Annotated in this window: 5 protein-coding genes and 1 pseudogene; all 6 read right to left on the bottom strand. The window is 70.4% G+C overall.

From position 1 onward, the window contains the following. A pseudogene (locus G6026_RS06565) lies at nt 1-524 on the bottom strand (rhomboid family intramembrane serine protease); the annotation flags it as partial. After that, nucleotides 521-1,876, bottom strand: a complete 1,356-nt coding sequence (locus tag G6026_RS06560; RefSeq protein ID WP_182612664.1) for an alpha/beta hydrolase-fold protein — start codon at nt 1,874-1,876, stop codon at nt 521-523. The pseudogene G6026_RS06565 and the gene G6026_RS06560, both read right to left, overlap by 4 nt. A 124-nt stretch (nt 1,877-2,000) precedes the next feature. Next, complete coding sequence (gene bsh / locus G6026_RS06555) at nt 2,001-2,978, bottom strand: choloylglycine hydrolase (protein ID WP_182612662.1); 978 nt, start codon at nt 2,976-2,978, stop codon at nt 2,001-2,003. A 114-nt stretch (nt 2,979-3,092) separates the two neighbouring features. After that, complete coding sequence (locus tag G6026_RS06550; RefSeq protein WP_182612660.1) at nt 3,093-4,349, bottom strand: RCC1 domain-containing protein; 1,257 nt, start codon at nt 4,347-4,349, stop codon at nt 3,093-3,095. Nucleotides 4,350-4,527: 178 nt separating this feature from the next. Continuing rightward, nucleotides 4,528-5,031, bottom strand: a complete 504-nt coding sequence (locus tag G6026_RS06545; protein ID WP_107757732.1) for a carbonic anhydrase — start codon at nt 5,029-5,031, stop codon at nt 4,528-4,530. 76 nt (nt 5,032-5,107) lie between these two features. Then, nucleotides 5,108-6,598, bottom strand: coding sequence for a PepSY domain-containing protein (locus tag G6026_RS06540; protein WP_206682011.1), 1,491 nt, complete (start codon nt 6,596-6,598; stop codon nt 5,108-5,110). Nucleotides 6,599-6,704: the final 106 nt, after the last annotated feature.

Raw genomic sequence — 6,704 nt, 5'->3', positions numbered from 1 at the left:
GCGGCCAGGACCACCGCGCGGATCCGGCGTCGCCACAGGGTCGGCATCCGGCCCGTCGCGGCCAGCAGGACCCCGAGGATCCACGGCAGCGGGTCGACCCACGAGTGCGGGTGGGCCGTCGTCGACCCCCCGTCCCCGTGGGACAGGACGCCGACCAGCAGGTCGCGACCGACACCGCCGAGAACGCCCGCGACTTGAGAGATGAGGGCCACGGCCAGCAGGCGGGCCCCGCCCAGGAGTCGCTCGGCGACCGGCCCCGCCACCAGCAGTAGCGCCGTGGAGGCGAGGAGACCGCCGAGGCCGGAGACGAACAGCCCGGACGTGATGAGGGTCCAGAGGTGGCCGTGTCCGAGCGACACGGACCCCGCCGCGACCCGGTCGAGCCACTCGGGGCCCGGGCCGAAGGTCGCCGTGCCGGTCACCGCGGCCACCACCCACATCACGGCGAGCAGTGTGATGGTGACCGGAGAGGTCGACCATGCCCGGGCCGCGTACCGGCGCGCGGTGGAGACCGTCGTTCTCATCGGATGAGCCCCGTTCTCCGGGCGAGCCAGGGTAGTTCGCGCTCGAGCCCCGCGGACCACACGGCGTAGCTGTGACCGCCGGGCAGTTCGGTGAGGTGGGCATCGATACCGGCGGCCACCGCCGCTGAGTAGAGTTCCCGGGCCGCCGGGCCGTACTCGGTGTCGGTGGAACCGTAGACGAACGCTCCGGCCATCCCGGGGAAGCGCCGTGTCGCCATCAGGTCGGCGGGGTTGTTCCGGCGGAACGCCGCCTCGTCTCCGCCGAAGAACTGCTCGACGGTGTCGGCTCGGGTTCCTATGGTCGGCTCCGGCTGCCCCGACATGTCGAGGAAGGTCGGGAAGACGTCCGGGTCGGACAGGGCCGTCTGGAGTGCGCAGGTTCCGCCGAAGGACAGCCCACCGATCGCCATCGACATCGGACCGGAAGCGACCTGCAGGTTCTCGTGGATCCACCTCGGGACGTCGACGGTCAGGTAGGTCCGGGAGTCGCCCCGGGGCGAATCCACGCACAGTGTGTTGCTCAGCGATTCCCCGAGGGGATCGGCCACCACCACGACAGGGGCCAGCCCGGCATGCTGCGATGCGAACGCGTCCGCGATCACCGGCAACCTCCCGGAGACCACCCAGTCCTCGGGGGTGCCGGGCTGGCCGGCGAGCAGGACGAGGACCGGAAGGAGGGGGCGAGGCTGCGCGAAGTACGCCGGCGGCAGATAGATCTGCGCGGGCCGCGCCGCGAATCCCGACGTGGTCCCGGGGATCGGCGCTTCGGTGATCGCCCCGCTCGTCGGCATGTTCTCGGGGGGCGTCCACACGTCCTCCACGGCGGTCCCGGGCGGGAGGTCGTCGCCGACGGCCGTCGGATCGGACCCGAGGACGTCGGCGAGGGGGACGGTCCGGTGGTCCGGAATCCCGATCAGGGTGCCGAGGGTGGGGAACTCGGCGTACATGCGGTTGACGTGGCCGCCGGCGCCGAGGAGCACGGCCACCGTCGTGAGCAGCACCCCGGCCACCCGCCACGGGCGTCGGCGGGTCCTCCCGCCGACCAGACAGGACACGGCGAGCATCACCGCCAGCAGGGCCACGGCGATCCAGACGTACACCGTTCGAGGGATGGCGTCCGGGATGGGTTTGAACACCCCCTCGACCAGGAACCCGCCGGTCGCGGTCGCCAGTGCGGCGGCGATCGCGCACGAGGGCAGGGTTCGCCTCCACCACCGGCGTCGGTCCCGGGTGCCGCTCCTGACGCCCGTGGAGCCGGCGACCGCCAGCCCCGCGAAGCCGACCACCACGAGTACCCACAGGGTCGCCGACGCCGGCGTGTCCAGAAGAGACACACCGAGTAGCTGCTGCATCGCCGCCCACCTCCACCGCGGACCCCGTCAGGCCGCGCGTCACACCCGTGTCGTCGTCACCTGCGTGACACCGCGGGTCGGAGCCTAGAAGGGTTCGCTGAGAAGACGCGGAGACGGCGAGCGCTCAGTTCTGCATGGCGATCTGCTGGCCCGTCACCAGGGGATAGTCAACGATGGCGTCGGAGTCGAGATCCGCTGCGTGCATGTCGACGCCGGTGATCTGACTGTTCTCGTAGGTGGTGTAGTAGTAGACGCCGGTGTCGGCGTTGCAGCAGGACGAGTAGATGGTGATCTCGTATGAGTCGTCGCCGCCGACCTGCACGCATCCGCGCTGCTGAGCGACAGATCCGAGGATGTGGAAGAACTGGCTGAGGGATTCCGACTCGGACGTCCCGGAGACCGAGTTCATCTTGGTGAAGACGGCCTTGGCGAACCGCGAGGACGAGGACAGGTCGCCGGGCAGACCGATGGCCCCCATCCCCCGGCTGTAGGTCTCGAACTCGAGCCGCTCGGAGAAGCGGTTCTCGGGCGGGGTCGTCGACAGATGCATGTAGTCGTTCAGCCCGAAGCTCTGGATGTCGAAGGTCGGGTTGTTGGTCAGCACGCCGTACGGATTGTCGTAGACGCGCAGACCGGAGGCCACGCTCTCCACGGTGAGGGACCTGTGACGATCCGAGATGATCCAGTGCAACGGTGACTGGGGGAACTCGGAGCTGAACGGGATGTCCACGAGGTTCACCTCCGACAGCGCGGTCTCGACCTGATCGACCGTGTCGAACTGGCCCAGAACCCAGGGGATGAACTCGAACGGCGCGACGTTCGCCTTGCCCGGGGCCTCGGGTTTGTAGTCCGCGTTCCCGGGGAAGTTGAGCCCCGCCATGCTCAGACCCCGGTCGTTGGTCCCGTCGTAATACAGGGGGAACCCCTCAGCGGTGGTGGCCATCCCGATGATGGCGTGGTGGGTGGGTAGCGGCGGGAGCCGCCGGAACTCGAACGGGAAGTTCCGGGGCGTGATGGTGACCTTCTCGTGGTAGGAGTACTCGAGGTCGAGGTTCCTGCCGAAGTAGTGGTCCCTCGTGGTGTGGCTGAGACCGGTGCACATGGCGTGCCTCCCTTGTCGGGGCGCTCCTCGGGAAAGAGGAGGTGTCTCATCCGTATCAGGGTGAGGTACGACACACCAGAGGTGAGTCGGAACCGTGACCGGCCGGGCTCGTCCCTACCGGGGGAGCCCCATCACCTGGACGGGACCGGGGCGGTTCTCCGTCGTGCCGTCGCCCAACTGGCCGTAGTGGTTGAGGCCCCAGCACCTGATGGAATCGTCATCCAGGGCCGCGCAGGTGGACGAGCCCCACGAGCTGATCCCCGTCGCGCCGGCCAGGTCTTCTACGGGTACCGGGACGAGGCTGTCGTCAAAGGTGCCGTCGCCCAGGTTGCCGAGGAAGTTCGCACCCCAACACCGCGCCGAGCCGTCGCGGAGGACCGCGCAGGAATGCGCGCCTCCCGCGCTCACTGCGACCACGTTCGACAGTCCGTCCACCGCCACGGGCACCACGCGGTCCGTGGTGGATCCGTCGCCGAGGGCGCCGTTGTAATTCTGTCCCCAACAGCGGGCACCGCCGTCCGTCAGAGCCGCACACGTGTGGTTGCTGCCCGCTGCGATCGAGGCCGCGTCATCGAGGCCGGCCACGGGCGTCGGAGTGAGCCTGTTGTCGGTGGTGCCGTCGCCCAACTGCCCCTCCCCGTTGCGGCCCCAGCATCGGGCGGTGCCGTCCTCGAGACGAGCGCACGAATGGAGGGGTCCGAGATCGATCGAGGACACGGTGCGCAACTCCTCCACGGGGACCGGGCTCGTCCGGGTGTCGGTGGTGCCGTCCCCCAACTGTCCCAGGTTGTTCACGCCCCAGCACGCCACCGTCCGGTCGACCAGCAGAGCACAGGCGTGGGCGTTGCCGGTGCTGACGGCGATCGCACGCGAGAGCCCGTCAACGGGCACGGGGGTGTACCGATCGGTCCGCGTCCCGTCCCCCAGCTGTCCGAGGAAGTTGGAACCCCAGCACCGGACCTCCCCGGCACGGGTCACCGCGCAGGAGAAGTTGGCCCCCACGCTCACCGAGGTGACGTCCACGAGGTCGGCCACCTCCACGATGGTGCCGGGGGCGACGGTGGGTCCACCGCCCAGCGAGCCGTACGAGTTCCGGCCCCAGCACGCGACCGTGCCGAGAGTCGTGACGGCGCACGCGTGCTCGTCCCCCATACTCACCGAGAACGGGTTCGCGTCCTCGCCCGGGCTCCCGGCGCTGCCTGTGCTCCCGAGGCTGGCCGTGTCCGCCAGGCTCCCGAGGCTGCCCGTGTCCCGCGATGAGCCCTGGGCGTCGGCCGCTCCCGCGGCGAAGACCACCGCGGCGATGGCCAGACAGATCACGGCGACGACGACGCCCACTGCCTTCCCGAGGTGAATCCTGTGGTGAACCATGCTCGACCGCGCCCCTTCCGGCGTTGGCCCCGGGGGGGCAATTGGTGAGCAGGAACTTATCACCGTTGATTCCAGCAGCGCCACCCCGTGAGTACAGTGCCGTCGCGCCACCGATGGTGATGAGACCGAGCTGTGCAGATCCTGCGCGTGCCCTGAGGGTGCGGGCGGCCCTCGGACCTCACTCCGGGCTGCGGGCGACCTCGCGCAGCTCGCCGGTCTCCACGTCGTAGACGAAGCCGCGGACCGCGGAGGCGTGCAGGAGGAACGGATCCGCCTCGACGCGTGCGAGCGACTGACGGACGTCCCCTTCCACGTCGCCGAACGCCTCCGGAGACCACCGCGGGCGCAGACCGGTGTCGGCCTGGATCTGGTCCTTGAAGTCGTCGTCTCTGAAGGTGAGCATGCCGCAGTCGGTGTGGTGGATCAGCACGATCTCCTCGGTCCCCAGGAGCCGCTGGCTGATCGTGAGCGACCGCAGGACGTCGTCGGTGACCACGCCTCCGGCGTTGCGGATCACGTGCGCGTCACCCTCGGACAGACCCAACAGTCCGTACGGATTGAGGCGGGCGTCCATGCACGCCACCACGGCGGTCTTGCGGCCGGGCGGCATGGGCAGGCCGCCCTTGTCGAAATCGGACGCATAGGCCCTGGCGGCCTCGAGTAGCTCGTCGGTGACTGTCATGGCCGCAATCTAGACCCGCGAGTCGCCCCGTGACCAGACTTTCGCTCGCCACGGGGCGAATCGGCGTCGGCGTGGGTCAGCCCCGTGCCCGCCGTGCGGCGAGCCCCGCCAGCGAATCCAGGACGAGGAACGCCGCCAGCGAGATCCCCAGGAGCGGGACGGCCCATCCGGCGACCGCGATCACGGCCGCCCCGATCAGGACCGCCAGTGGGCGGCGGCGCAGAAGTTCGAGTGCCGCGCCCCGCACGGGGGGCCGGGCCAGACCGCGGGTGCGGGTGGGTCGCCGCGTCCACCACAGGGAGTACCCCCGGAGAGTGACGACGACGACCGCCGCCGCGACGGCCGCCAACAGCAGTTGATTGGCCACCCCGAACAGGAACCCCATGTGGAGCCGGATGCCCCAGTCGGTGAGTTTGGCGGCGACGGGGTAGCTGGAGAACGGGATGGACTGCACCACCCCGCCCGTCGCGGGATCGATGCTCACCGCGTCGGGCCCGGGCGTCCAGGACCGCCGGGCCTCCTGGACCCGCCAGGGGTCACCCTCGGCGGCGGGCGGGACCAGCTGGACGGGTTCCGTCAGACCCGCTGAGCGGGCGCCGGCCAGTGCGATCTGCGCTCCCTCCGGGGTCCAGGCGGCGGCGTCCTCGGAACCGAGACCATGGGAAGCGCCATGGGAACCGTGATGCGCGTGTCCGTTCGCGGACGCGGCGACAGGGGTTATGGCGTCGGAGGTCTCAGGAGAGTGGGCCGACAGCGTCGGCGTGGTCCAGTCCAGGGCGGAGCGGAGGTCGGAGACGCGCTGCCCGGCGTAGGCCGACCAGGTCAGACCGGTCGCCGACAGCACTAGCATGCCCACCAGTGCCCAGGTGCCCAGCACGGCGTGGCGGGAGCGTAGGCGCGCCCGCCCCTCCAGGCCGGGGGCCGACCTGAACGGAGAGGTGTCGGCCCGGCGGGTACGGCCCCACCACAGGTACAACCCCGCCAGGGCGAGTGGGGCGAGCCAGCTGGCGGCCAGCTCGGAGTAGAGGCGCCCGACCTCGCCGAGGTGCAGACTGCGGTGCAGGCCGGACAGCCAGGTGCGCAGAGGGAGCGCCTGGCCGGACCCGTACTGGACGGTGTCCCCGCGGACGGCACCGTCGGAGGGGTCGACGAAGACCACGCGGGAGTGCGATTCCGACGGTAGTGAGTCATCCGTGAACAACACCCTGGTCGTCGACCCGTCGCTCCCGGGCACGATCCTCGAGACCGCGAGATCGGGATGAACCGCGCGTGCGGTGGTGATCTGGTCGGTCAGTGCGACGTTCTGCGCCGAGGAGGCGGCGGTCAACTGATCGGCGTAGACCGCCTTCTCGAGCGTCGGCGCCAGCGCGTAGAAGAAGCCCGACACCGCGGCGATGAGCAGGAACGGGCCGACCAGCAGGCCGACGTAGAAGTGGAGGCGGAGCATGAGTTGCCTCAGTGGGCCACCGACGCGCGGGTCGCGCGGTCCGGCGGTGGGCAGGTCGGCGGTGGGGGAGGCGGCAGTGGGCGGGTCGGGTTCGCGTGGGTGGTCGGTCGTGGTGGTCATGGGTTGGGTACTCCTGATCCACGGCCCCGTGCTGCCGGTGCGCTCGCGCGCGACCGCGGGGGCCGTTCGAGATGAGAGAAGGACGCACACCGGCGTGGCCCCGGGG

The sequence above is a fragment of the Dietzia sp. DQ11-38-2 genome, from assembly GCF_014145055.1.
Lineage (GTDB): Bacteria > Actinomycetota > Actinomycetes > Mycobacteriales > Mycobacteriaceae > Dietzia.
The sequence above is the reverse complement of the archived record's forward strand: the minus strand, read 5'-3'. Positions and strand labels throughout refer to the sequence as shown.

Excerpts from the sequence above, each read along its gene's own strand:
- G6026_RS06560 (WP_182612664.1), bottom strand. The coding sequence starts at position 1,876 with ATGCAGCAGCTACTCGGTGTGTCTCTTCTGGACACGCCGGCGTCGGCG.
- bsh (WP_182612662.1), bottom strand. The coding sequence starts at position 2,978 with ATGTGCACCGGTCTCAGCCACACCACGAGGGACCACTACTTCGGCAGG.
- G6026_RS06550 (WP_182612660.1), bottom strand. The coding sequence starts at position 4,349 with ATGGTTCACCACAGGATTCACCTCGGGAAGGCAGTGGGCGTCGTCGTC.
- G6026_RS06545 (WP_107757732.1), bottom strand. The coding sequence starts at position 5,031 with ATGACAGTCACCGACGAGCTACTCGAGGCCGCCAGGGCCTATGCGTCC.
- G6026_RS06540 (WP_206682011.1), bottom strand. The coding sequence starts at position 6,598 with ATGACCACCACGACCGACCACCCACGCGAACCCGACCCGCCCACTGCC.